Origin of the sequence: Streptomyces wuyuanensis, from assembly GCF_900103455.1 — a bacterium.
GTDB lineage: Bacteria > Actinomycetota > Actinomycetes > Streptomycetales > Streptomycetaceae > Streptomyces > Streptomyces wuyuanensis.
Genome location: NZ_FNHI01000003.1, coordinates 1,894 through 27,725, shown reverse-complemented (window position 1 = coordinate 27,725; position 25,832 = coordinate 1,894). Strand labels below are relative to the sequence as shown.

The window sequence follows — 25,832 nt, the reverse complement described above, 5'->3', positions numbered from 1 at the left end:
ATGTCACACAGCACCCCGCAGCCGCTCGACACGACGAGGGACGCGACCGTGCCTCCGCTCGACGCCCCGGCCGGCCCCGGTGCCACGCCGCCCGCCCCGCGGACCGGCCTGCCCGGGCTCGTCGCCCGGCGCGCCGAACTCACCCCGGACGCCCTCGCCGTCGTCGACGGGGACACCACCCTCACCTACGGCCGGCTCGTGGCGGCCGGCCGCGCACTCGCCGCACGCCTGCGCGACCACGGGGTGGCCCGCGGCGACCGGGTCGCACTGCTCACCACCCGTTCGGCCCGCACGGTCGTGGCACAGCTCGCACTGTGGTGGGCCGGAGCCGTGTGCGTACCGCTCGACCCCGCCCAACCCCGGGCGCGCACCGAGGCGATGACCGCCGACGCCGGGGTGACGCTCACCGTCGGCGACGCCAAGCTGCTGGACGCGGTCGCGGTCGCCGGTCCGGTCCTCGCCCTGCCCGAGGAACCGCTGACCAGCGGCGTTCTTCCCGAGGACGTCGACCCGGACAGCGCGGCGTTCATCATGTTCACCTCCGGCTCCACCGGACGTCCCAAGGGCGTCGCCGTCCCCCACGGCGCCATCGCCGAACTGGTCACGGCACCGGACTACGTCACCGTCACCGCGAGGGACCGCGTCCTGTTCCACTCGCCCATGACCTTCGACGCCTCGACGTTCGAGGTGTGGTCCGCCCTGGCCAACGGCGCCGCGGTCGTCGTGTGCACCGTGGACCGCCCCTCCCTGGAGGACCTGGCCCGGCACGTCGAACGCCACGGTGTGACGGTGGCGTTCTTCTCCACCGCGCTCTTCCACCAGCTCGCCGCCCGCCGCTCCCGCGTCTTCGCCCAGCTCCGCTCGGTCGTGGTGGGCGGCGAGGCACTGGCCGCCGCGCAGGCCCGCGAGGTGCTGGCCGCCTTCCCCTGGCTTGAACTGGTGAACGGCTACGGCCCGACCGAGACGACCACCTTCGCCACCGCCCACCGGGTCACCGAGGCCGACTGCGAGGGACCGGTACCGATCGGCAGGCCCATCGCCGGCGCGACCGTGCACGTCCTGGCCGCCGACGGCAACCCCGTCGCCGACGGCGACCGGGGCGAACTGTGGATCGGCGGCAGCAGGCTGGCTCACGGCTACACCGGCCTTCCCGATCTCACCGCCGAGCGGTTCGTCGACCACCCGGACGCCGGCCGGCTCTACCGCACGGGCGACATCGTCTCCTTCCGGCCCGACGGCACCCTCGACTTCCACGGCCGCAACGACGACCAGGTCAAGGTCCGCGGGTTCCGCATCGAACCGGGCGAGGTCGAACACGCCCTGCGCGAGCGGCCCGACGTCGACGACGCCGCCGTCACCGTCGACCGGGCGGGCACCGCGGAGGCACGTCTCGTCGCCTTCGTCGTGGCGGCGCCGGGCCCGGTGCCCCGGCCCGCGGCGCTGCGCGAGCGGCTCACCGACGTCCTGCCGGCCCATCTGGTGCCCGACGCGATCACCGTGGTGGAGCGGCTGCCGCTCACCCCGTCCGGCAAGGTCGACCGGCGCGCGCTCGCCGGACTCGCCGACACGGCGGCGAACGCCGCGCCCGGCACGCCCACGGCGCCGATGACCCCGCTGGAGCAAGCCGTCGCCGAGGTGTGGAGCCGGGCGCTGGGCAGCGAGGTCACCCGCGCCGACGCCGACTTCCTGGCCCTCGGCGGACACTCGCTGCTCGCCCTCGCCATCACCGACGACCTGCGCGAGGAACTCGGCGTGGAGCTCGCCCTCGCCGACTTCTTCACCGCCCCGACCGTCGCCGGCCAGGCCGCCCTGGTCGAACAGGCCCTGCTGGCCGCCCACGGCGACCTCCACCCCGAGAGCACCCCGGAGCACACCGATGCCCACTGACGCCGACCCCGTGCCGCCGGCCCGGAGGCGGGAACTCCAGCAAGAACTGCTGCGCCGCGCGCGTGCCGCCCGGCGTACGACGACCGTACCCGCCGCAGCCGGCGACGGTGCCGCCGCCGGGGCGAGCGGCGGCGCGTCCCGGGACGCCGCACCGCCGGCACCGACGCACGACGACTCCGCGCCGCGGGAGCACGGCGGCGGACGTGCTCCGCTCTCCCGCGCCCAGCGCCGTATGTGGCTGATGGAACGGCTCGGCGGCTCGGGCGACTCGTACCACGTACCGTTCGCCACCCGCGTGCGCGGCCCCTTCGACCCGGCCGCGCTCGGCACCGCCCTGACCGGGCTCGTACGCCGCCACGGGATCCTGCGCACCCGATACGCACAGCACGACGGCGAGCCGTACCAGGAGGTGCTCCCGGCCCCGCCGGCCGTCCCCGTGCCCGTGGTGGACAGCGCGGAGGCGGAGGCCGGGCCGGTGCTGGAGCGGGAGGCCGCCCGCCCGTTCGACCTCTCCGCGGGGGAGGCCGTCCGTGCGCTCGTACTGCGCCACGGGCAGCAGGACCACACCGTGCTGCTGACGTTCCACCACATCGCCGTCGACGGAGGCTCACTGGAGACCGTCGCCGGGGAACTCGCCGGCCTCTACACGGCGGCCGTCGAGGGAACCGGCGGGCCCGGCCCGGCCGCACCCCCGCAGTACGCGGACCACGCGCGCCGCGAACATGCCGAGGCTCGGGGCCTCGAGGCGGAGCTGCGCCGCTGGAGCGGGCTGCTGGCCGGCGCCACCCCGCCCCGCCTTCCGCGCCCGGCGGCGGCCGCGCCGGACAGCGCCCCCCGGCGAGCGGCGGTGCGCACGGTCCCGCTCGCCCCCCGGCTGCCGGGCGCCCTGCGCGCCTTGGGCGCCGAGCGGCGCGCCACGCTCTTCGCGGTGGCGCTCACCGCGGCCTTCGCCGCACTGCACCGGCTCACCGGCGAGGACGACCTGGTCATCGGGGTGGCCGGCACCCACCGGCGCGGAACCGCCATGCGCGGCCTCGTCGGACTGTGCGTCAACACTCTGCCCGTACGGGTCGACACCTCCGGCGACCCGTCCTTCGCCGAGCTGCTGGACCGGGTGCGCGACGCGCTCCTGGAGGCCCAGCGACACCGTCACATCCCGTTCGACCTCCTCCTCGAACGCCTCGGCGCCGGGGCGCGCGGCGCCGACGGCACCGGGCTCGTCCGCGTCACCTCGGACGTCCTCGGTGAGCCCGCGGTGCTGCGGCTGCCCGGCACTTCGGCGGAGTACCTCGACGTGGCCGCCACCGGCGCGAAGTTCGACCTGTCCTACGGGCTGGGGCTGGGCGACGAGGCCGAGCCGGTGGCCCTGGTCCAGTACGACGGGGCCGCGCTGGACGACGCCGTGGCCGAGGCGACCGCCCGGCACTACGCGGAGCTGCTCGACAGGGCGTCGGCCGACCCGGACCTTCCGCTGAGCGGGCTGCCGGCCCCCGGCCCGGTCACGGGTCCGGGCACGGCCGGCGTCCCGGATCCGCGCGACGACGCGCCGGACGCCCCCGGCGCGGAGGTGCCCGCCGCCGGCCCCGGACCCAACGGCCCCGCGGCCGCCCACGACGGCGCCACGGCCGGAACCGCGTCCGCCGAGGACGCCCCCCGGGACTCCGGCGGCTCCCACGACCACCCGGCGGCAGGGATCCTGCGCGCCCACCCGCGCGTCGCCGACGCCACGGTCGTCCGTCCCGCCGAAGGGCCGGCTCTGGCCTACGCCGTCCTGCGCGACGGGGTGGGCCCTGCGCGCGACGCACTGCTGGGCCTGCTCAGGCGATCACTCGCCCCCGAGTACGTACCCGCAACCGTCACCCTGCTCGACGTACTGCCGCGCGGCACCGACGGTGCCGTCGACGCCACCCGCCTGCCCGGGCTCACCGCGCCGAGCGCCCCGACAGGCCCGCACGCGCGGGCCGTGACCGAAGGCTTCACCGCGCTCCTCGGCCTCGTGCCGTCGCCGGACGACGACTTCTTCGCGCTCGGCGGCCACTCCCTGGTCGCGGTGCAGCTCGCCGAGCGGCTGCGCACCGGACTCGGACTGCCGCTGACGGGACTCGACGTGCTCCAGGCCCGGACCCCCCGGGCGCTCAGCGCCCTTCTGGACCGCCGGGCGGCCGAGCGGACCGCCGCGAGGACCGCGAAGCCCGCGAGCAGCCGGACCCGGCCGCGCGGCAGCCGTACGGGCACGGTACTGGTGACGGGGGCGACCGGCGGTGTGGGCGCGTTCGTCCTGCGTGAACTGGCCGCCCGGGGACGCCCCGTGCTGGCCCTGGCCCGGCCCGAATCGGCCCATCTGGTCGCCGCGGAGGGCGTCGACGTCGTCGAAGGGGACCTCACCGATCTCGGCGGGCTGCGCGACGCCGTCGCCGGCGCGGACGCCATCGTGCACGCGGCGTGCACCTTCACCCGTCCCGAGGTGGACCTGGCGGCCATGGAGGCCATGGTGGCCGCCTGGCGCAGCGGCCCGTTCGTCTTCGTCAGCAGCGTCGACGCCTACGGGCACCCCGACGGGGACCGGGTCGCCGAGGAGTCCTCGTCGTCCGAGCCGCTGAGCCCGTACGGGAGGGCGAAACTCGACTGCGAGGCCATGCTGCTGCGGGCGGCCGGGACCGAGGGGCGCGGGGGAGCGAGCGCGGTGCGCTCACCGATCGTCTGGGGTGCGCACGACAGGCTCCGCGAACAGCTCCGCTGGGGCGCCACCGGCCGGCTCTTCCAGGCCGCCCGTGAAGGCGGACCGATCGAGCTGCCGCGCCCCGACGCCGGCGGTCACCCCTGGTACGGAGTCGCGTGGGTGCACGCGGCAGCACTGGCCCGTGCGGTGGCCGACTGCCTCGACCGGCCCGTGCACGGCGTCGCCAACGCCTGCAGTGGGCACGTCTCCTGGCGGGACCTGGCCGGCGACCTCACGGAACTGCTCGGGACCCCCGGCGAGTTCCGCGAGACGGACGACATACCCCGCGATCTCGACCACCACTGGCACTACGACAGTGCCCGCCTGGCCGCACCGCTGCGCGCCAGGCCGGGGGAGGAACGCAGGACGGTGCTCGCCGACATGATCGGCGGCATGTCCGAGGGCGACGGCTGAAGCGGCGGCGCCCGGTGGTCGCACGGCCGCCGGGCGCCGCCGACGTGCCTCCCCTGTACCACCGTTCGCGCGCCGCCGACCCCGGCAGCGTCCCGCCCCGGGCCGATGCGCCGTCACCAAGTGGCGGGCCGCGGTCACCCGTCGGCCGAGCAGAACCGGATGAGCAGCAGTGCGATGTCGTCGACGGGATTGGTGACGTGCCGGATCAGTGTGTCCGCCAGAGCGTCGAGGTCCGCGGGATCCGTGCGCCGCAGCAGGCCGCGGAGCGAGTCCAGCGCGTCGTCCGGATCCACTCCCGGCTCCTCGACGAGGCCGTCGGTGTAGAGCAGGAGCACGGAGCCGGGAGTCAGGGCGAAGTCGAGTGTGGGGTAGTCGGCCTCCGGATCGATGCCGAGGAGCAGGCCCGGTGGCACGGTCAGCACTTCGGTGCGGCCGTCGGCGTGCCGCAGCAGGGGGCGCGTGTGCCCGGCGGTGGCCATGCACAGCTCCCGCCGGGCCAGATCCAGATGGGCGTAGAGGCAACTGGTGAACAGATCGCTGTCGAGGTCGATGAGCAGACGGTTGGTCCGGCGGAGGACGTCGTCGGGAGGCGCGCCGGCACTGGCGTGGGCGTGGACGGCGGTGCGGACCTGCCCCATCAGCGCCGCGGCGTCGATGTTGTGGCCCTGTACGTCGCCGATGGCCGCCGCGACAGTGGTGTCGTCCAGCCGGATGAGGTCGTAGAAGTCGCCGCCGACGTCGAGGCCCCGCCCCGCGGGCAGATAGCGCGCGGTCACGTCGAGACCGGGCACGCGGGGGAGGCTGTGGGGCAGCAGCGCGGCCTGGAGCCGGCGGGCGACGTCGTGCTTGGTGTCGTACAGGCGGGCGCGTTCCAGGGCCTGCCCGATCAGCCCGGCGAGCGAGGTGAGCACGGCCCGTTCGGTGGCGGGGAACCGCTTGTGCCGCTCGTACGCGAGCACGAGCGACCCGATCGGCCTGCCGGACGCGATCAGCGGCAGGACCGCCCAGGACTCCATGCCGTCCCGGTGGACGGCCTGGGGGTGGGCGCGGCGGAGCTCGTCGAAGTCGCCGAAGAAGCCCGCCTCGCCGGTGATCATGGCACGGGCGGCGGGGGTGTCCGGCGTCAGGGGGATGTCGTCGAAACGCTCCATGAGGGCGTCGCTGTAGCCGCGGTGGCCAAGCACGCGCAGCCGGCCGTCCTCGGCCGCCAGCAGCGCCATGGCCTGCGCCCCGAGTGCCGGCATGAGCTGGTCGGCGGTCTGCTCGACCACGTCCTTGACGCCCGCGGCCTCGGTGAGCGTGGCGGCCAGGTGCATCAGGTGGTACAGCACGGTGGCGCGGCTCGGCCCGGCCGGCGGTGGGGAACCGGGCTCGGGCGTCCTGGGGCCGGGGCCGCCGGGGGTGATGCGGACGCTGATGCCGGAGGCGTCCGGGTACAGCTCGAAGGAGAGCCAGGTGTCCGGCGGACGCAGCGCGGTGAACGTCGTCGGAAGCTTGCTGACCAGGGCCGACCGGTAGCGGTCCTCGACCTCCGGCACGTCCGTCCACGGCAGTGCCTCCCACGGCAGGGCGCCCAGCAGGTCCGCCGGGTCGGCACCGACGAGAGCGGCGGCCTCCGGAGTGATGAAGGTGATCCGGCCGTTCAGGTCCAGGGCGCAGGACCCTCCCGGCAGCCGGTCGACGAACGCCGCCAGCGCCTCGGGCGGTCCCAGCGCACGGTCCGGTTCCGGCGTCACCGTCCGCGGCCGGGCGCACGGCACCGGTTCGCCGGCCTCCGCCACCACCCGAAGGGCGCGGCCCAGACGACGGCACACGGCCTCCACGACCTCCCGCTCGTCGGCACCGAGCCGGGTGGAGTGCGATCCCGGCCACAGCAGCACCAGCCCGCCGCGGAGGGTGCCGTCGTCAACCACGGGCGCGGCCGCCAGCACGAAGTCGTACGGCAGCACCAGTGACGGCCTCGGGTAACGCCGCGCCAGTTCCTCCGTGCCGCCGACCCACACCAGTCGCCCTTCCCGCACGGCATCCGCAACGGGAAACGGATCCGCCAGCCCCACCCTGGTCCAGGGGGCGGCGATATGACGGGGAACCCCCGCCAGCACCGCCAGCCACAGGGCGTCGCCGCCGGTGTCGAGCACGTACAGCATCGCCGCGGAGGCCCGTGAGTCCCGCACCGCGTCCACCAGCGTGGCTTCCACGTCCGGGCCGGGACCCGCGGCGGCACGCGGACCGGCCAGGTCCCCGCTCATCCGCACTCCCGGCTCGCCGGTACCCGAGGGGCTCCGGCGGTGCAGGTACCCGCGCGCGTCGCCCGCCGCCCGCGGCCGGGTCCGCCGGGTGCCGACGGCCGCCGGTGCTCCGGGCCGCGCCTCTCGCCCGGCCCACCGGGACACCGGGCCGGGCGGAGCACCAGGCGGTGCACGGCGCCGCGGCACCGGCGGCCGAGCGGTACGACCGGGGTGCGGCGGATCCACCGAGCACGGCCCATAAGCGGACCATAAGCCCGACCGCTACCGACGACACCCGGGCGGCCCCGGCCACCCATGGCCGGGGCCGCCGTCGTACGCGGGGTGTCACGGCGCGACCGCACGCCGTGTCTCCCCGGCCGGGCCGACCGCCGCGGAGGTCCGGTACCCGGCTCCCGAGCGCGACCCGACGCTCCGCCGCGGACCGACGGCCCCGCCGCGGCCGGGGCGTGAGCCCGCCATCATGGGCCGGGCCCGCCCTGCGGCGGCCCGGCCGGCCTCCGCGCCTCCCCGCGCGCGGCTGGGCCTGAGCCCGCCGCCCTCCAACGGCCCGTCCTGCGGCCCTCTCTCCCGGCAGCCGCCGGAGGGGGCGGGCTGCGGGACGACGGGCTCCGGCGGCGGACGCGTACACCCGGTCAGAGCCGGTATCGCGTGGACACGCGCGGCCACGCGGCCCCCTGGGACAATGAAGACCGCGTGTCGTGAGGGCCGCCGCCGGGCCGGGCCCGGGGAGGGCCGGCGGGGGAGAGCCATGACCCGCCCACTCCCGTACACGACTCGTACTCGACCCCGAGGAGCGGTTGTGAAATTCGGAGTCTCGACCTTCATCACCGACCAGGGAATCCGCCCGGCCCCGCTGGGATCGGCACTCGAGGAGCGCGCGTTCGACTCGTTGTTCATCGCCGAGCACTCCCACATCCCGGTGTCGCGCCGGACCCCCTACCCCGGCGGCGGTGAGCTGCCGGACATGTACTACCGCACGCTGGACCCCTTCGTCGCCCTGTCCGTGATCGGTGCGGTGACCCGGCGCCTGCTGCTGGCCACCGGCATCGCGCTCGTCCCGCAGCGAGACCCCATCACCACGGCCAAGGAAGTGGCCTCGCTCGACCTGGTGTCCGACGGGCGCGTGATCTTCGGTGTGGGGGTCGGCTGGAACCGCGAGGAGATGACGAACGACGGCGCCGACCCCAGCACGCGCGGCCGCCTCACCGACGAGCGGCTGCTGGCCATGCGGGAGCTGTGGACCGCCGAAAAGGCCGAGTTCCACGGCGAGCTCGTGGACTTCGACCCCGTCTACGCCTGGCCCAAACCGGTGCAGCGCCCTCATCCGCCGATCTACGTCGGCGGCGGCGAAGGGGCGTTCCGCAGGGTCGCGTCGATCGGCGACGCCTGGCTCGCCAACAGCGTGCCGCCCGAGCAGCTCGGCCCGCAGATCGAACGCCTGCGGAGTACGGCCGGCCGGGACGTGCCCGTGACGGTGTACGCGGTCCCGGACGACCCGGAGCAGATCGAGGGCTACATCCGGCTGGGAGTCGAACGGGTGCTGTTCTACCTGCCGACGCTGCCGGAGGGGGAGACGGCTGCGCATCTCGACCGGCTGGCCCGCGTCGCGTCCGGGTTCCGCTGAACGGGGACGTGATGCCCGCCCTGACGAGCGCCGAGGCACGGGAGCGGTTCGCGGCGGCTCGCGTCGCCCGGCTCGCGACGGCCGGCCCGCATCTGGTCCCCGTCGTGTTCGCCCTGGACGGCGACACGGTGATGACGGCCGTGGACCACAAGCCGAAGCGCACGACCCGGCTGAGACGTCTGGCGAACATCGAGGCCGACCCCGCGGTGTGCCTGCTCGCCGACCACTACGAGGAGGACTGGGAACGTCTGTGGTGGGTCCGCGCGGACGGGGAGGCGCGGGTGCTCCCGGCGGCGGGCCGATCTCCGGAGGCCGAACGCTGCACCGCACTGCTGACGGCGAAGTACGAGCAGTACGCCGGGCGTCCTCCCGCAGGCCCCGTCGTCCTCGTCGACGTCGTGCGCTGGAGCGGCTGGCGTGCCTCCTGAGCGGCGCGGCGGGCCCGTTCGCGCATGCCCGCGATGCGTGCGCCCCGAATCCGCGTCACCGCACTCCCTCGCGCGTCGGGACAGCGTCGCGCGCCGCTGCACCGGCCGCGGGGCGGGGCGACCCGGGTACACCGCTGCACCCGGCCGTGCGCTGGTCCACCGCCGATTGTCGGGACGGTCCTTTAGGCTGCTGCGATGACCGCCTTGGAGAAGATCCACGACATCCCGGTCCTGCTCTGCGCCGCGGAGGGGAAGCCCATCGGCAGCGAGGCCGACGCCCTGGATCTCATCGGTGACGCCATGTACCAGGGCGCCCGTTGGGTCGTCGTTCCCGCCGAGCGGTTCGACGAGTCGTTCTTCAGGCTTCGCACCCGAGTCGCCGGCGACATCGTGCAGAAGTTCGTCAACTACCGCCTGGGCCTGGCGATCGTGGGTGACATCTCCGCCCGCACGGAGGCCGCGACCGCCCTCCGGGACTTCGTCCGTGAGTGCAACCGCGGGCGCCAGACGTGGTTCGTGGCGGACATCGGGGAACTGCGGGAGCGCTTGAAGGGCTGAGCGGCCCCGCACCCGCCGACCGCGCACTCGGCCCGCCCGGCCGCCGAGAGCCGGTTCGTCCGGTGGTGGCGGCCGTGCGCGGCGCGGCGGGCGGCCGCCGGCCCGCTGTCAGACCGCGGGGGAGGGGGCCGTCGCGGCCGGCTGGGCGAGCACGTGCTCGCCGTAGAGGTCGTGGACCCAGTTGGTCTGGTAGATCGTCTCCAGATAGCGCTCGCCGAGGTCCGGCGCGATGGCCACCGCGGTCAGGTTCTCGTCGCCGTGCGCGGCGAGCCAGCTCGTCGCACCGCTGACGACGGTGCCGGTGGAGCCGCCGAAGAGGAATCCGCGGCGGGCCAGCCGATGGCACACCCGGATGGTGTCGGCTTCGGGGACGTGGACGACCTCGTCCACGTACGAGGTGTCCAGCAGCGGCGGGCGGACGCTGGTGCCCAGGCCGGGGATCATCCTCCTGCCGGGAGTGTCCCCGAACGTGACCGATCCGACGCTGTCCACGGCCACCACGCGCACGGGACGGTGCCACTCGCTGAAGAAGCGCGCGCAGCCCATCAGCGTTCCCGTGGTTCCGGCACCGACGAACAGCACGTCCAGATCGGGGAACTGCCGGGCGATGGCCGGGGCGGTCCTGCGGTAGTGGGCCATGCCGTTGCTCGGGTTCGTGTACTGGTTCAGCCATACGTGGCGGTCGTCCGACGCGCACAGTGCCCGCACGTGGTCGATGCGCGCGCCCAGGAAGCCGCCCTCGCCGGGTTCGGTGACGACGTGCACCTCGGCGCCCAGGGCCTCCATCAGCAGTCGGGTGGACAGATTGCAGCGCGAGTCGGTCACGCACAGGAACCGGTAGCCCTTGCTGGCGGCGATCATGCTCAGTGCCACGCCCAGGTTGCCCGACGAGGACTCGACCAGGATCGAGTCCGGCCCCAGAAGGCCGTCCCGCTCGGCGGCCTCGACCATTTCGTTGGCGGCCTTGAGCTTGATCGAACCGGCGAAGTTGAACCCCTCGCATTTCAGGAACAGCGGGTGCCCGGAAAACTCCTCGAGATCGACGTAGAGATCGTCTTCGTTGAAGTCCTGGGGAACGGATATGACAGGCACGGCGGCCTCCTGCCAGGGCGTGTGGTGAGTGGGGACAAAGGCCGTTCGGAACGACCTCCGAACGCCCCTCCAGTACGCCCGTCGGAAACCCTGTTCGTCATGCCACCGGTATTCGGGACTTGACAACGGTGCACAGCATGGATAGTGGCTGTTCTCGCATGTATGCGCAGGTCAGCAGCGTGTGTGGATGTGGAATGGGAGATGCTCGCGCGGGGTGCAATGTGGTCGTGGCGTCTATCCGCACCCGCTTTCGGTGTCAAGCACCGAATTCCAGTGGCAGGACACGGCCGGCCTGATGGGGCTTACTGGAGAGCGTTCGGTCCAGCGGAGCGGCTCAAGGCCGAGCCGCTGCCGGGGCGGTCCGTAATGGGCCGTCCGGGAACGGACGATTCCAAGGAAATCGACAGTGCAACCGGGCAGATTGCAGGTGTGCGACCCATGCGTTCGCAGTTCCGTGAGCGGGACGGGGCCCACGGCCTCGGCCTTCCCGGGCGGTCCGCTGCCGCGCGCTGCGGCGGTGTCCGTCCGGAGCGGCTCGGGGGAGCCCCTGGTCGGTGTCACGCAACGTGACCGTTGGCCGGCCCGGACGCGAAGTTCCCCCTAACGCGCGGTGGGGTGGCAACCCGGCCCGGGAAGTACGGGACCACAAGGCTCTCCACCACGAGGCCGTACACAACGCTCCTCGCCGCACCGCGGTCCCGGGACACGCCCCCTGACGGCCGGCCTGCGACGCCGGCCCACACACCACCTCAGCAACCGAGGAAGGACACGATGGACATGCATGCGGACACCGGCCGGGAGTTCTGGCGCGACGCGCTCAGCGCCGGAGGACTGACCACGATCCCGAGGTGGACGACGACGCCGGCGCCGGGGAGCGCGGGCCACGAGGCCCGGATCCCTGACGGGCTCGCCCAGGACCTGCGGCGACTGGCCGAGGAGCTCGGGATCCCGGTCACCTCGCTGGTCCTGGCGGCCCACGCACACGTGCTGGCGGTGCTGTCGGGCGAGAGCGAGGCCGTCACCGGCTACGTCCCCGCCCCGGGCGCCCGGGCGCTGCCGTACCGGGTGGCCACCGACGTTCCCTCGTGGCGGAACCTCGTCGTGGACGCCCACGCCACCGTGGCGCGGCTCGTCCTCCACCGGGACTTCCCGGTGGAGGACCTGCGCCGGCAGCTGGCGATCACGGGTCCGGTGACCGAAGCCGAGTTCGATCCGTTCGGCGCGGACGGGGATGTGGAGGCAGGGCGAAAGACCAGGCCGGGGCAGGGTAGTGCGACACCACAGGTGAGAACCAGTCCGTGGCTGGGGCGGTCGGCTCCGCGACTTTAGCCAGCCACTTTGGCGCGAGCCTCGAAGATCATGGCCCCAACGTCGTGCTTTACCGGGCAGGTCCACAGACTGCCCGACGCGCCGACAGCTTACGGGGCCATGATCACTCGCGCCAAAGCAGCTCCCGGCCAAAGTCGCTACGCCGACCTACGCGCGGTTTCCTGCCGGGCCGTCAGGGCAGCTCTGACAAGCACACCCTCGAGGTCGCCGACATCCCATAAGCTAAGCATCCAGACGAGTTGACTCAGAAGGTGTGGGAGAAGCGTGGCGACGCAGCCGGATCAAGACGCCCTCTTTGACGGCGAAGAGGAGGACGTGACCGCAGAACAAGGCGAAGCCCTGACTGTGCCCGTCGAAGAGCGACGGCTCGTGACGCAACCATACGACCTGTCTCTGACGACTCTCGTTGATGACATTCGCCGGCAGCGGCTGCTCTTGAGCATTGAGTATCAGAGGAAGTATGTATGGGATCGATCTAAAGCGAGCAGGCTGATCGAAAGCTTCCTCCTCAACATCCCTGTGCCCGTCTGTTATTTTGCGGAAAATGAAGACGGTACGTACGAGGTAATCGACGGATTGCAGCGCATTCAAACGGTAAATGACTTTCTGACCGGAAAGTTCTCCCTTCGGGGGGTCTCGGTGGTTACCGAATTTGAGGGGCTGCACTTTGAAGATCTGCCCTTGAAGGAGCAGCGGCGACTTGGAAATCGCACGATTCGCTGCATCGTCATCACTGATGACTCTCACCCTGATATCAAGTTCGATGTGTTCGAGCGGCTAAACACCGGCTCTGCGATGCTCGCAGCCCAAGAACTCCGCAACTGCATTTATCGGGGATCGTTGAACTCCTTCCTTAAGGAGATCGCCAACGAGTCGTACTTTAGTCAAATCCTTGGCGGCATCCAAAATAAGCGCATGGCATATGAAGAATTGGCGTTGCGATTCTTCTCTCTCCGTGAGGATCTCCCTTCGTATAAGCCCCCGCTTCGGCAGCTCCTCAATTCCTACATGCGGAAGCATCGCAAGGGAAGGCCGACCGAGGACGCGGTCAAGATATTTGAAGAGACCTGCAACGCCGTACACGAGATCTTTGGCTCCGAGGCGTTCCGGATCATGCGTGATGGTAAGTTGGGGGCGTTCAACAAGGCGCTCTTTGACTCCATCATGATGGCACTGTCCTTCTCGGATCGAGGGGCAGCTATCAGTAAGGCAGGCGAGGTTCGCACGCTGCGCGAAGAGCTGCTGGACCGGGAAAGTTTTCAGACATCTATCGGTCGAGCGACGGCCGACAGGACCAGGATGCATGGCCGCATCAAGGCGTTTGCCACCGGATTGACGCGGCTGGGCGTGCGCTGTGAACTTCCCGACCTCCCTGAACTGTGAGGGCTGATGGCCGAGCCTGCTCTGGAGTCGTACTCCGAGTTTATTGACAGTCTCCGCGAGGTCGAGACTTTGCTTGCCGCACGCCCTGCCGCTCCACTTGGGAGCGGATCGACTGCCAGCCATACGCAGGAACGTGAGCTGGTTAACGCAATCACACGGGCCTGCGTAGTAATGCTGGTCGCCCACTTTGAAGGTTTCGTGAAAGCGGCGTTGACGGAACTCATTGATGAGATCCGCCAAGCGAAACCGCCGACGCGGCGGCTGCCTGCAGGACTATTGGAGCTGCACACTCGAGAGCGCCTTCAAGAGATATTCGGCACGGAGGGGCCTGACCGAATCCATCGGACTCGCCGCTTGTTCACCACCTATGCTCAGCTCTGGGATTCCGACCGGGCCGTAAACCCGCAGCTCTTGTCATCCAAGCTGCTCACGAGGCAGTTCACAAACGCCAAGCCAGAGATACTGGAGGCGGTTTTTTCCCTTCTCGATGTGAATGACGTCATCACCGAGGCGGATTCGCATGTGAATGCTGCAATCCTCGCCCGAGGAGACGGTGCAACGAGCCTCAAGGTCGACGTCAAGCTGACCGAGATCGTAGAAAGAAGGAACAAGATTGCGCATGGGGATCGGGATGAGAAGCCCACACCATTCGAAGTCGAATCGTACATGGTCTTCGTGAAAGACCTAGCCCAATGCATTGCCTTCATAGTTGAACGGCGCATTCAGCATTGCTGTTCTTTGAGGTGAATCAGGGGTGGTGTGAGGACGGGCCGGCCACCTTCTCTGCCCTGGGGCGACGTGCTCGAGTGAGCATCCGAGTCTGTCTCACCGGGTACGGAGTCCTTACGGTAGAGCAGCGAAGCACAGCAACCTCACCGACCAGTGACAACCTCTGGCGCCGCCGACAACGCTGCTGAGCAGCCCAGCAGACTCAGCGACCTCCCCGCCCGTAGTTCGCGAGGGGCAACCCACCGCGCCCCGGTGGGGCCGTCTCGGGACCATGCGGGGCGCTCAACGGCGAGCAACGCTGACAAACGTTGACGGCTCAGCCGCAGGTCAAGGCGTTGATCGACTACGTGCCCGCAGGTCAGTCACCTCTTCGGAACTGGTCTCAGCTCGGCTTGACGCAAGGATCGAGGCTCCGCCTCTGCCTCCTACGCGGGCTTAGCAGCGCCACAAAGGCGAGTCACACTCGCGCTCGCCAGCGAATCCGCTAGCTCCGCGAGAGCGGCGAGCTCCGTATCTTGCCCAAGCGTGTAGGTCGCAAGTACGTGACCCCGAATCACCGACTTCACGTCTCCGACGCCAACCTGGATGCCTGCCTTCTGGAGTTCAGCGAGGAGTTGCTCCCCTCGGGCCGCCGCAGCCTCAGGTGAGTCGTCGCCGGGAGGAACCTCCCCGCTTCTCCTGCATACGATGATCGAGTCAAGGTTTGAAGGTTCCTTTCCGCCCTTCGTGACACTCGTACTCATCTCCCCCTTGATCGGTTGAATAGCTGTCACACCAAGGCCGGCATTAGCTAGCGCCTCGACAAGACTCACCCACCCCGTGAGCCGAGCCTGATGAAAGGTAAAGGCCAACAAACCGCCCGGCTTCAGAACTCGCTCACACTCCTTCCAGACGCGCGAGATCGCATCACCGAACTCCCGGGGATCAGCACTCTGAACTTCTTCAGAACTCCTTGTCGTCTCCTCGGAATATGGATAATCCGAGAAAGGTTTCATGCCCATAAGCCAGGCATGGAAGAAGTCGGCGAGTTCGGAGTAGTGGACGTTATCCATGTAAGGAGGATCGGTTACAACGAGGTCCACAGACGCTGGTGGCAAGTCGGTGCGGGACGAATCACCATTACGGATGTAGACCTGCCTGTGGCCGAGGCCCTGCTCTGGCCAAGCAGTAACTAGCTGGCCATCGAACGGGAGTGACACACCTGTGACCCTCTGCACGCCGCCTTCGACCAACAGTTGATCGACGGGGTCAGTCTTGTATTCGTGTGCTCGAAGGATGCGGCTACGGAAAAGCGTGGAGAATGACCCTGAGGATGCAGGCGAGCCCCATGGGTGCGCCTCGAGCGGCATACGTTCGGGCTTGAGGATGTGGTGACTGAACATATGCCTGACCGCTCCGGTTCCCTCACCCTTGAAGGAACAGAACATGTTGTTGAATTCGAGCGTCCCAGAGAAGAGTGCAACTAGGGCCTCTCGCTCGGCGTACCCTGCTTTTACGTCCCGAATTGCAGAACCAAGCAGCCCCAGCGAATATAGTTGCCGCTCATTAAAGAACTGACGCCACTCCACGAAGCCCCATCGCATCGCCTGACGAGTATTCTCTCCCACATCAAGGCGCCCCACCGGAAGAACAAGGTCAGATTCCTGAGCGCTGAGCAAGTCGACGCATTCGGCATAAAGCGACCTGTCAAACGCGTTGATTGGCTCGTATCGCTTTTTCCCGTCACGCCCCAAAACGATCTTGGCATACATCTCGCGCTCAGGGATTTCTCCGCCGAGAGCGTCAAGCACCTTCGAAATGTGCCCATTGGGGCACGTCATCTGGGTGCGGTTTACTGCACCAGCGCGCCCAAACTCATGCCCATTGCGGCATTTCGCCAACTGGAAATCGTAACGCCCGGGCTGCACATCCAAGCATTCCGGACAGACCAGCTGGGCGTCGGGAACCCTTTTGGGATAGGCGTTCTGCGAGAAGACGTGCGTCGAGAAGAGACGAGTTCTGGCGGCGCAATGTGGGCACGAAGCCACGGCTACCCAGAAGTAATAGAGGACCGTCTCCCCAGTTTCGGTGCGATGGACACGGTCAATCTCTTCACGGCAATTCGATTCAACCAGTTTGAACGCTCGATGCAATTCAGAAACATCCCAACATTGCACAGCTTGACGCTGGACAAGCGTTGCAACAGGATTAATGTCTGAACCGATGACACTCGCGCCCAGTTTTGCGGCTTCGACTACGGTTGTGCCAGAACCCGCGAATGGATCGAACACAACCAAGTCTCGAAGATCTACAGGGCTGCTGTACGTTTTGAACGCATCATCCTCAGCCTCAGTGACCGCCGCAGCCATGATGCCACGGAATACACTCCCCAGCCGCTTAGCCCACCATTTATGGGTGCTTGTAGCCGGCCGATGGACTTCTTTACGCCATGACTCGTTCTCCGCGATCTTACTGAGCTCGACTGCCGGAAACGCGACCTCCAGCGCAGACGAGCTCGGGATACCTCGATAAACCTGCGAGTCAGCGCCAAAAAGAGCCGAGTGGTCAGGGATTGGATAGTTCATCGGTCTCATCCAGTAGGGGCTGTCGAGGTACCCGCCTCAGGGGCTTCATGGCAACTTCACCGGCCGGATCGCTCTTTGCTCTGTACGCCGTGAAGGTACGAGTAGATCCGGCTGTCGGATTATCCGCCAATTCCGTACGCAAGGAGTTGTCACGGAAGTCGAAGGTGTACCTAGACGCAATTTTATCGGCATCGGCCCGAACCAGGGAGCCGACCTCCCGTAGACTATCACGCCCGTCAAGCAGCTCATCTTTTGGAGCGATCAACGTGCAATTGGAGATGAAGCCGTCCGCTAGCGCATAAGGCGTCGGAGCGACGTACATCTTCCGATCCCGCACCAGGATATCGCCGTAGGATCCGAAATCGCGGAAGCTGTCATTCTTGTGTACGTAATCGTGATGGGCATTCAGGAAATCACCATGGCAGATAACTAGGTCAAGAACCGGGAACTGGTCGCCCTCAGGCTTTTTGGGGTACCGGCCGAATATGTAGTACACCGACCTTCCGTCATGCATTCCAGTCGCGAGCTGACTGTTACAATCAAAGTCCGTCTGCCTCCCAGGGGTCTCTAGCCCTTTCACCTCGTATCCTTCGAGATGGTCAACCATGATGTAGTCAGGGTATTTGTTCCTCTTCGTCTCTTCCCACAAAAATCCTGTTTCGGTGATTCGGTTGCCGACCCAATCCTGGAAGTGGAACTCCTTATCCCTCCTATTTCTGCGGTGAATCAGCTCCCCACGCTGCATGGCCTCATAGCAGGAGAGGAAAACTGCGGCAACTGTCGCCATTGTCACGATTCGCCCCTTTTAGCGGTTCCGTGGTCACCCTTAACACGCTGGGCCACACTAACGGCGCTGTGGACCATGTGTGGACGGATCGCGCCCTTCAGGGCGCGCGCGAGACCATGACCTGCTGCTTTGACCGGTACTGCAGGGGCCTCCGGAGCCGTGTGCGCAGGTTCGAATCCTGCCGGGGGCTTCAAAGAAGGTGCCCAAAGACCCCGCCACCAGCGAGAAGGCTGAGGACGGGTCTTCGCGATCAAGCGTGGATCTCGCGGACCAAGCCGTCGTCTTCGTCGTAGAGCTCCAGTGAGTACCTCAGCCCGAACCGGTCCAGGAAACCGGCGAGCTCGTGGAAACGCCGCGGATCGACGACCCCGTTGAGCAGGAGGTCCGAGTCCTCGAAGGGGTCGATCTCCACCTGGCACCAGTTGGTTTCGACCTCGTAGCCGTACCAGGAGGACGACCGCGACCTCCAGCCGGCTTGCTCGAAGTGCTCAGCCACAGCCGAAGCATCACGACAACCGCGCAGTGTGCCGCATACGTTGTTGCCGACCTCGATCCACTCCGGGTCAAGCTTCGAGCCATCGTCGGACATACTCACGCTCGGATTATGAAGCACCACAGCACCCGTGATCACTCGTACTCCCGCGGGAAATCCGCGTTCCGGCGGCTGGCGACTTCCTGCCTGCCGCCGAGGCAGTTCGCGTAGCGAGTCGGCAGGACCTGCGATTCCGCGCCTGCCCCGGATTGGCCGCGGCGTGTGGGGCGGCCGGGTTGGACACCTTGGACTTCTCCGGCGCAGCCGCCCGTGACGGTTCGGTCTCGTCAGCTGCGCCGCCGCATCATCCACAGGGCGCCTCCGCCGTCAAGTCCCGAATTCCCGTGTCACGCGATCCAGGGGCATGACGCCCGTCGTCCGTCCCGGCGTAATGGAGATGCGGGCCCGGCCGGATCGGTCGGACCGCGCGGCTCGTCGGTAAGTGGTTTCGCCGAATGCCCCGGGTCGTTTCGACAGATCCCCCTTGCCGACCTCTCTCGACGGAAGTGATCTTCATGTCCCATGGATCCCGGTCCCTGACACTGGCCCGAACCAAGCGTCTCCTTGTGTTCTCCCTCGCCGCCGCTGCCGTCGCCGGAGGTGCTGTGGCGTCCTCCACCGCGAGCGCCGCCCCCGTCACTCCGCGTGCCGGTGCCGTCACCGCGATACAGGCCGAGCTTCGTGCGGGGTGGGTGAAGACCACCGACGCTCCCACCGGGGTCACGGTGGACCTGCCCGGCAAGGCCACCCTCCAGAAGCACACCGAACGCATTCTCGGCCAGGACGTGACCAGCCGCGGGTATCTGCTGGAGACCAAGGAGGGCTTCGTGGTCTTCGCCGTCACCGAAGTGCCGGACACCTATGACATGCGGCTCGCGACCGAGCTCCAGTCCTTTATAGAAGGAGTGAAGGAGGAGACCGGGAGCTCGTTCATCAGTACGGGCGCCAAGGAGACCACGGTCGAGGGCCGGCCCGCGCTGGACGCGCGGATCGCGACGGACGAAGGGGAGCGGATGAGCGGCTCCACCCGCCTCATCGACGGCGACAAGTATCTGGTCCAGGTCGTTTCCGTCGGGCCGGAGGCGAACGAGAAGGCCCTGAACAAGACCCATCAGCAGATCGTCGACAGTATTCGGATTCCGTAGGCGCTTCCGGGGCGGGCCGTACGAGGGACTCCCCCGTCGGCCCGGCCCTTCGCCGGCTCGCCTCCCTGATGACGGGCCGCCGCCGTCGGTCGGCGGCCCGTCGGAGCTGCGGTACGCCGTTCGTGCGACGGCCGTCAGGGTTTCGCTCGGCCGGTGGTGGCGGCGGAGCGGGGCACGCCGGGCCGAGGCTGCGAAGTCCCGGTCGACCCCGCACGACGCCCGGCCCCGGCGAGGCACGGCGACGGTCCGGGGCCGGCCCCGGTCCACACCCGGGTCAGGCAGCACACCAGGAACGGCCCCGTATCGACACCGCGGCCCAGGCAAGGCACGGCGCCACTCCAGGCCGGACGCGGCGCACTCCAAGGCCACCAGGCCGACATTCCGGCCAGACGCCGCGCACTCCAGGTCCAACCCGCTCGACGTCCCGGCCAGTCGCGGCGCACTCCAGGTCCAACCCGCTCGACGTCCCGGCCAGTCGCGGCGCACTCCAGGTCCAACCCCGCGAAGCCCCGGTCCAGACGCCGGAGATCCCGGTCCAACCGGCATCCGCCGGCGGCCTTTCGCCCGTCCGGCCCACCGCCCCGTCCCGCTGTCCCCGTCCGGCCCAGCCGCCCCGTCCCGCTGTCCCCGTCCGGCCCAACCGCCCCGTCCCACTGTCCCCATCCAGCCCAACCGCCCCCTACCGCTGTCCCCATCCAGCCCAACCGCCCCGTCCCACTGTCCCCGTCCGCCCGTCATCTCCCTCGTACGCCCTGCGTACGCGCCCCCCGCGCGCCCCCCGCGCGCGCCCCTCCACCCCTTCCCCCACGCCCCTCTCACCCGACCGGTCGAACTCCGCTCGGCACTTTGAAGACATTTGATCGATGAATTTCCCATCCGCCCGGGCGCCGGTGCCGAATACCTGACGGGTGCGATTCAGGCGCCTCGCGGAGCGGCCGCCACCAGCGGTTCGGTGGCCTGGGGACGTCGCCTCGTCCTGACGACGACAACAGCTTTGATGCGGTGGCCGGACTGCTGGTCATCCGCGGTTCGGCGGCCGGGATTCACCGGTGTCGCCGTCCCGTCGCAGGGCAGTCCGGTGGGATCGAGTCCAAGTGGCAACCCGGCGATGCACGGCGGAGACTGGTGATCGTGATTGTGACCGGAGAAGAGCTCACGACCGCGTGACTTCCGGGATTGCTCGCTCCGGCCGTCGCCGGAGCGTGAGGACAACGAGTGCCGGCCGCACGGAAACATGGCGACCGGCATTTCCTCAAGGAGCTCGCATGGTGGAAAAATCTGTCGAGGTCCTGACGCCCGAGCCGGATGAATCGGCGCGCAACGCGCGCCGAATCGACGGCTCGGCGGCGGGAACGGGGACGGCAGTTGCCGAGAGGGACTTCGCCGAAGTGCTGGGCGGCCTGGTGAAGGCCGAGCAGATATCGGTGGACAGCCATTTCTTCGACGACCTCTGCGCCAACTCGCTGGTCATGGCGCAGTTCTGCGCCCGGGTCAGGAAGCGCGGAGACCTTCCGTCGGTGTCGATGAAGGACATCTACCAGTACCCGACGATCCGGAGCCTGGTGACGGCCCTCGCGGTCGAGGCACCCCCGCCCGAGACGTCCTCCGCACCCGAACCGGCCGAGACGGTCGTACCCGTCGACAGAAGGACCTACGTCCTCTGCGGGACCGCGCAGACCCTGATTTTCCTTGCCTATTGCTTTGCCCTCGGCACCGTGACCGCCCGCGGCTTCGAATGGGTTTCCAAGGGCTCGGGCCTGGTGCACCTCTATCTGCGTTCCCTGGTCTTCGGCAGCGCCGCGATGCTTGCGCTCTGCCTCTTTCCCATCGCCGCCAAATGGATTCTGGTCGGCCGCTGGAAGCCACAGGAGTTTCCCGTCTGGGGACTGGCGTATCTGCGGTTCTGGACCGTCAAGGTGCTGGTAAACGCGAACCCGATGAGGTTCTACGTCGGAAATCCGCTGTACGTGCTCTATCTACGGGCCCTCGGCGCCCGGATCGGAAAGGGCGTCACGATCCTTTCCCGGACCGTCCCGGTGTGCACCGACCTGCTGACGATCGGCTCCGGCACGGTCATCCGCAAGGAGTCCGGCTTCACCGGCTACCGCGCCCACGCCGGTCGCATCCAGACGGGACACGTCACGATCGGCCGGGACGCGTTCGTCGGTGAGAAGACCGTGCTCGACATCGGCACCTCGATGGGCGACCGGGCCCAACTGGGCCACGCCTCCGTGCTGCAGAGCGGTGAGTCGATCCCGGACGGCGAGCACTGGCACGGCTCCCCGGCCGAGCGCACCGACGTCGACTACGTGCGCGTGCCGGCGGCGCGTTGCGGCACCCTGCGCCGGGCGCTCTTCGGACTCGGCACCGTGGTCCAGCTGTTCGTGCTGTGGGTCCCGCTGTCGGTCGGCGGCGCCTACCTCCTGCTGACGGAGATCCCGGCGCTGAACCAGGTGCTCGGCCCCGGCGCGACGCACGTCACGTCGGCGACGCTGTACGTCGACGCCCTGATCCTGTCCGCCGTCCTCTTCTTCGGATCTCTCGTCCTGGGCCTGGTCTGGCTGTTCACCGTGCCGCGGCTGCTCAGCCTGACGATCAAGCCGGACAAGGTCTATCCGCTGTACGGACTGCAATACTCCCTGCACCGGCTCATCGCGCGGATGACGAACGTCAAGTTCTTCGGCTGGCTCTTCGGAGACAGCTCGTACATCGTCCACTATCTGCGCTTCCTCGGTTACGACCTGTCCAAGGTGGAGCAGACCGGGTCCAACTTCGGCACCCATGTGCAGCACGAGTCCCCGTACCTCACCACCGTGGGAAGCGGAACGATGGTCGCCGACGGGCTCTCCGTCATGAACGCGGAATTCTCGGGGACCTCGTTTCGCGTCTCCCGGACCGTCATAGGCCCGCGCAGCTTCCTCGGCAACAACATCGCCTACCCGTCCGGGGGCAGGACCGGCGAGAACACCCTGCTCGCGACGAAGGTGATGATCCCGCTCGACGGCGAGGTCCGCGAGAACGTGGGCCTGCTGGGAGCACCGTGCTTCGGGATCCCGCGCACCGTCGAGCGGGACACCCGGTTCGACCACCTGAGGACCGGCGACGAGTTCCGCCGCAACCTCGCCGCGAAGAACCGCTACAACCTCCGCACCATGGCCTTCTGGCTGTTCGTGCGCTGGGTGCACGCGTTCGTGCTCACGGCGTTCGCTCTGGCGGCGCTCGACATGTACGGCGTGTTCGGGCAGCTGATGATCGCCCTGTATCTCGCGATCACTCTGGCGTTCACCGGCTGCTACTTCACTCTGTCGGAACGGTTCATCACCCGCTTCCGCTCGCTGGAGCCGAAGCTGTGCTCGATCTACGACCCGTACTTCTGGTGGCACGAGCGCCTCTGGAAGGTCCCCGAGCACTACCTCAACCTCTTCAGCGGCACGCCGTACAAGACGCTCCTGTGGCGGATGCTGGGCGTGCACATCGGGAAGCGCGTCTTCGACGACGGCGCCGGCCTCACGGAGCGGACGCTGACCACGATCGGTGACTTCTGCACGCTCAACCAGGGGAGCAGGATCCAGTGCCACTCGCAGGAGGACGGCACGTTCAAGTCCGACCACAGCGTCCTCGGCACCGGCTGCACCCTCGGCGTCAACTCCCTCGTGCACTACGGCGTGACGATGGGCGACCACGCCCAGCTCGGCGCCGACGCCTTCCTGATGAAGGGCGAGGAGATGCCCGCCCACGCACGGTGGGTCGGGAACCCGGCCGCCGAGGCGCGTGGGGCCGCCTATCGACCCGTCGCGCTGAACGGCAGCCCGCAGGGGCACGCGGCGCCCGGGCGAGGGTGAGGGGAGGACGTATCGATGGAGACGCAGATGGCGCGGACGACGCAGCCGGCGGAACCGCGAGCGGCGCGCACCGACGCGGGCCGGGAGTTCTGGCGCGAGGTACTGGCAGCGGGCGGCTTCACCGCGGTGCCCCGGTGGGTGGCGGGCGGACCGGCGCCCGGCACGGGCGGGTACGGGGCGTACGAGGCGGCCGTCCCCGGCGTGTCCGCGAAGGCGCTACGCCGCCTGGCCGAAGAGTGGGGTGTGCCGCTGGGCGCGGTGGTGCTCGCGGCGCACGCACGCGTGCTGGGCGTGCTGTCGGGCGAGGACGACGCGATGACCGGCTGGGGACCGGAACCGGGTGCCGCCCCGGGCGCCCGGGCGCTGCCCTGCCGGTTGGCCGTCGACGGCGAACGCACCTGGCGGGCGCTGGTGCTCGACGCACACCGCGTGACCACGGGACTGCTGGAGCACCGGGACTTCCCGGTGGAGGAGCTGCGCCGGCAGCTGGCGATCACGGGTCCGGTGACCGAAGCCGAGTTCGATCCGTTCGGCGCGGACGGGGATGTGGGTGCCGGGACGGTGCTGCGGCTGGTGGTGGTGGAGGGCGGGGACGGGACGGTGGTGCTTCGGCTGCGGTATCGCACCGATGTGCTGGACGGGGAGGCGGCGGGCCGGATCGCGGGTTACCACCTGGCCGCGCTCGAGCGGATCGCGGCGGATCCGGATGCCGCGTGCGGCGACACGAGCCTGGTGTCCGACCAGGAGGTTGCTTTTCAGGTGGATGGTCTGGCGGGGCGGCGGCGGGAGTTGCCGGGGTTGCGGGTGCACGAGTTGTTCGAGGAGCGGGTGCGGGCGCATCCGGGTGCGGTGGCGGTGGTGCATGGGGGTCGGGAGTGGACGTACGGGGAGTTGAACGGGCGGGCGAACCGGATTGCGCGGGCGCTGCGGGCGCGTGGGGTCGGGGGGGAGGGTGTGGTGGGGGTGGTGCTGGAGCGGAATGTGGACTGGCTGGCTTCGGTGCTGGCGGTGTTCAAGGCGGGTGGGGTGTATCTGCCGGTGGAGCCGCATTTCCCGGCGGGGCGGATCACGGCGACGTTGTCGCGGGCGGGGTGCCGGGTGGTGCTGACGGAGCCGGGCAGCACGGCGACGCTGGACGAGGCGCTGGCGGGTGTCGCGGGGGTGGAGCGGCTGCTGGTCGGTACCGCTTATGGCGAGGGGCATGCGGAGGGGGATCTGCATGTGCCGGTGGCGGGGGATCAGTTGGCGTACATCTACTTCACGTCGGGTTCGACGGGTGAGCCGAAGGGGGCGATGTGCGAGCACGCGGGGCTGGTGAACCATCTGTTCGCGAAGATCGACGATTTGGGGATCGTCGAGGGCAGTGCGGTGGCGCAGGTCGCTCCGCAGTGTTTCGACATTTCGCTGTGGCAGTTGGTGGCGGGGCTGCTGGTGGGTGGGCGGACGGTGCTGGTGGAGCAGGAGGCGGTGCTGGACGTGCCGCGTTTCCTGGACACGGTCACCGGTGCGGGGGTGAATGTGGTGCAGGTGGTGCCGTCGTATCTGGAGGCGGTGCTGGCGGCGCTGGAGCACGAGCCGCGGTCGCTGGACCGGTTGCGGTGTGTGTCGGTGACGGGTGAGGCGTTGAAGCGGGAGCTGGTGGAGCGGTGGTTCGCCGCGCAGCCGGGGATCCGGCTGGTGAACGCGTACGGGTTGACGGAGACCTGTGACGACACCAATCACGAGGTGATGACGGGGGTGCCGGAGCGGGTGCTGCTGGGGCGGCCGGTGGCCAATGTGCATGTGTATGTGGTGGACGGGCGGTTGCGGCCGGTGCCGTTGGGCGCGCCGGGGGAGATCGTGTTCTCGGGCGTGTGTGTGGGGCGTGGGTATGTGAACGATCCGGAGCGGACGGGGGCGGCGTTCGTGGCGGATCCGTTGCGGCCGGGTGAGCGGTTGTATCGCAGTGGGGATCGTGGGCGCTGGGATGTGTCGGGGAAGCTGGAGTTCCTGGGGCGGCGGGACACGCAGGTGAAGATCCGGGGGTTCCGGATCGAGATCGGTGAGATCGAGAACACGTTGTTGCGTCAGGTGGGGGTGCGTGACGGTGCGGTGGTTGCCGCGCAGGGTCCGGCGGGGACGCAGTTGGTGGCGTTCTACACCGCGGTGGCGCCGTTGGAGGCGGGTGTGCTGGCGGCCGGGCTGGGGGCGACGCTGCCGTCGTACATGGTGCCGTCGGTGTTCCACTGGCGGTCCGGGCTGCCGCTGACCGCGAACGGCAAGGTCGACAAGAAGGCGCTGGTGGCGCTTGCCGCGACGCTGGACGGCGGGAACGCGGCCGGTGGGGGTGAGGCGCCCTCGACGCCGGCGGAACGGCGGCTGGCGGCGGCCTGGTCGGCCGTGCTCGGTGTCCCCGAGGACCGGATCGGCCGTGGCGACCACTTCTTCGACCGGGGCGGTACGTCGCTGTCCGCGGTGAAACTCGCCATCGCCCTCGACCGGGCCGTCACCCTCAAGGACGTCACCCGCCACCCCGTCCTCACCGACCTCGCCGCACTCCTCGACAAGAAC

General features: G+C 69.2%; 16 protein-coding genes. 11 read left to right on the top strand and 5 right to left on the bottom strand.

The window, feature by feature from the left end:
• Both BLT82_RS05630 and BLT82_RS05625 read left to right on the top strand, forming a co-directional pair.
• Complete coding sequence (locus tag BLT82_RS05630) at positions 1-1,887, top strand: non-ribosomal peptide synthetase (RefSeq protein ID WP_093652718.1); 1,887 nt, start codon at positions 1-3, stop codon at positions 1,885-1,887.
• Entirely contained in the window at positions 1,877-5,020 is a 3,144-nt protein-coding gene (locus BLT82_RS05625) for a condensation domain-containing protein (protein ID WP_093652717.1), read from the top strand. Before BLT82_RS05630 ends, BLT82_RS05625 begins: the two co-directional genes overlap by 11 nt.
• A 134-nt stretch (positions 5,021-5,154) precedes the next feature.
• On the opposite strand, the gene BLT82_RS05620 is transcribed toward BLT82_RS05625, so the two are convergent.
• Positions 5,155-7,269 carry a SpoIIE family protein phosphatase gene (locus BLT82_RS05620; protein WP_093652716.1) on the bottom strand — a complete coding sequence of 705 codons (2,115 nt, stop codon included), beginning with the start codon at positions 7,267-7,269 and terminating at the stop codon, positions 5,155-5,157.
• Positions 7,270-8,068: 799 nt separating this feature from the next.
• Between BLT82_RS05620 and BLT82_RS05615 the strand changes: the two genes are divergently transcribed.
• The 3 genes from BLT82_RS05615 to BLT82_RS05605 all read left to right on the top strand — a co-directional run bounded on the left by BLT82_RS05615 (position 8,069) and on the right by BLT82_RS05605 (position 9,879).
• Positions 8,069-8,893 carry an LLM class F420-dependent oxidoreductase gene (locus BLT82_RS05615; protein ID WP_093652715.1) on the top strand — a complete coding sequence of 275 codons (825 nt, stop codon included), beginning with the start codon at positions 8,069-8,071 and terminating at the stop codon, positions 8,891-8,893.
• Between the two features lie 11 nt (positions 8,894-8,904).
• Positions 8,905-9,321, top strand: coding sequence for a TIGR03668 family PPOX class F420-dependent oxidoreductase (locus BLT82_RS05610; RefSeq protein ID WP_093652714.1), 417 nt, complete (start codon positions 8,905-8,907; stop codon positions 9,319-9,321).
• Between the two features lie 195 nt (positions 9,322-9,516).
• Positions 9,517-9,879, top strand: coding sequence for a DUF4180 domain-containing protein (locus BLT82_RS05605; RefSeq protein WP_093652713.1), 363 nt, complete (start codon positions 9,517-9,519; stop codon positions 9,877-9,879).
• Positions 9,880-9,987: 108 nt separating this feature from the next.
• On the opposite strand, the gene sbnA is transcribed toward BLT82_RS05605, so the two are convergent.
• Complete coding sequence (sbnA, locus tag BLT82_RS05600; RefSeq protein ID WP_093652712.1) at positions 9,988-10,971, bottom strand: 2,3-diaminopropionate biosynthesis protein SbnA; 984 nt, start codon at positions 10,969-10,971, stop codon at positions 9,988-9,990.
• A gap of 771 nt (positions 10,972-11,742) precedes the next feature.
• Between sbnA and BLT82_RS05595 the strand changes: the two genes are divergently transcribed.
• The 3 genes from BLT82_RS05595 (at position 11,743) to BLT82_RS05585 (ending at position 14,430) form a co-directional block, all read left to right on the top strand.
• A complete protein-coding gene (locus BLT82_RS05595) occupies positions 11,743-12,300 on the top strand; it encodes a condensation domain-containing protein (protein WP_093652711.1) in 558 nt (185 codons plus the stop codon).
• A 264-nt stretch (positions 12,301-12,564) separates the two neighbouring features.
• On the top strand, positions 12,565-13,683 hold the full coding sequence (locus BLT82_RS05590) for a DUF262 domain-containing protein (RefSeq protein ID WP_093652710.1): 1,119 nt from the start codon (positions 12,565-12,567) through the stop codon (positions 13,681-13,683).
• Between the two features lie 6 nt (positions 13,684-13,689).
• On the top strand, positions 13,690-14,430 hold the full coding sequence (locus BLT82_RS05585; RefSeq protein ID WP_143041472.1) for an MAE_28990/MAE_18760 family HEPN-like nuclease: 741 nt from the start codon (positions 13,690-13,692) through the stop codon (positions 14,428-14,430).
• Between the two features lie 407 nt (positions 14,431-14,837).
• On the opposite strand, the gene BLT82_RS05580 is transcribed toward BLT82_RS05585, so the two are convergent.
• The 3 genes from BLT82_RS05580 to BLT82_RS05570 all read right to left on the bottom strand — a co-directional run bounded on the left by BLT82_RS05580 (position 14,838) and on the right by BLT82_RS05570 (position 18,259).
• Positions 14,838-16,976, bottom strand: a complete 2,139-nt coding sequence (locus tag BLT82_RS05580; RefSeq protein WP_093652708.1) for a DNA methyltransferase — start codon at positions 16,974-16,976, stop codon at positions 14,838-14,840.
• Entirely contained in the window at positions 16,957-17,763 is an 807-nt protein-coding gene (locus BLT82_RS37550; protein ID WP_244291872.1) for a hypothetical protein, read from the bottom strand. The genes BLT82_RS05580 and BLT82_RS37550 overlap by 20 nt, the downstream gene beginning before the upstream one ends.
• A gap of 250 nt (positions 17,764-18,013) precedes the next feature.
• A complete protein-coding gene (locus tag BLT82_RS05570; RefSeq protein ID WP_093652707.1) occupies positions 18,014-18,259 on the bottom strand; it encodes a hypothetical protein in 246 nt (81 codons plus the stop codon).
• A gap of 551 nt (positions 18,260-18,810) precedes the next feature.
• Here BLT82_RS05570 and BLT82_RS05565 point away from each other — a divergent pair.
• From BLT82_RS05565 to BLT82_RS05555, 3 genes are all read left to right on the top strand, one after another.
• Positions 18,811-19,440 (top strand): hypothetical protein, encoded by a 630-nt coding sequence (locus BLT82_RS05565; protein WP_093652998.1) that lies wholly within the window; start codon positions 18,811-18,813, stop codon positions 19,438-19,440.
• Between the two features lie 1,265 nt (positions 19,441-20,705).
• The gene (locus BLT82_RS05560; protein ID WP_093652706.1) at positions 20,706-23,282 is read left to right on the top strand and encodes a Pls/PosA family non-ribosomal peptide synthetase; all 2,577 of its coding nucleotides are present in this window, start codon (positions 20,706-20,708) and stop codon (positions 23,280-23,282) included.
• 15 nt (positions 23,283-23,297) lie between these two features.
• Positions 23,298-25,832 (top strand): non-ribosomal peptide synthetase (locus BLT82_RS05555; protein WP_244291847.1); only part of this gene is annotated, 2,535 nt, incomplete at its 3' end.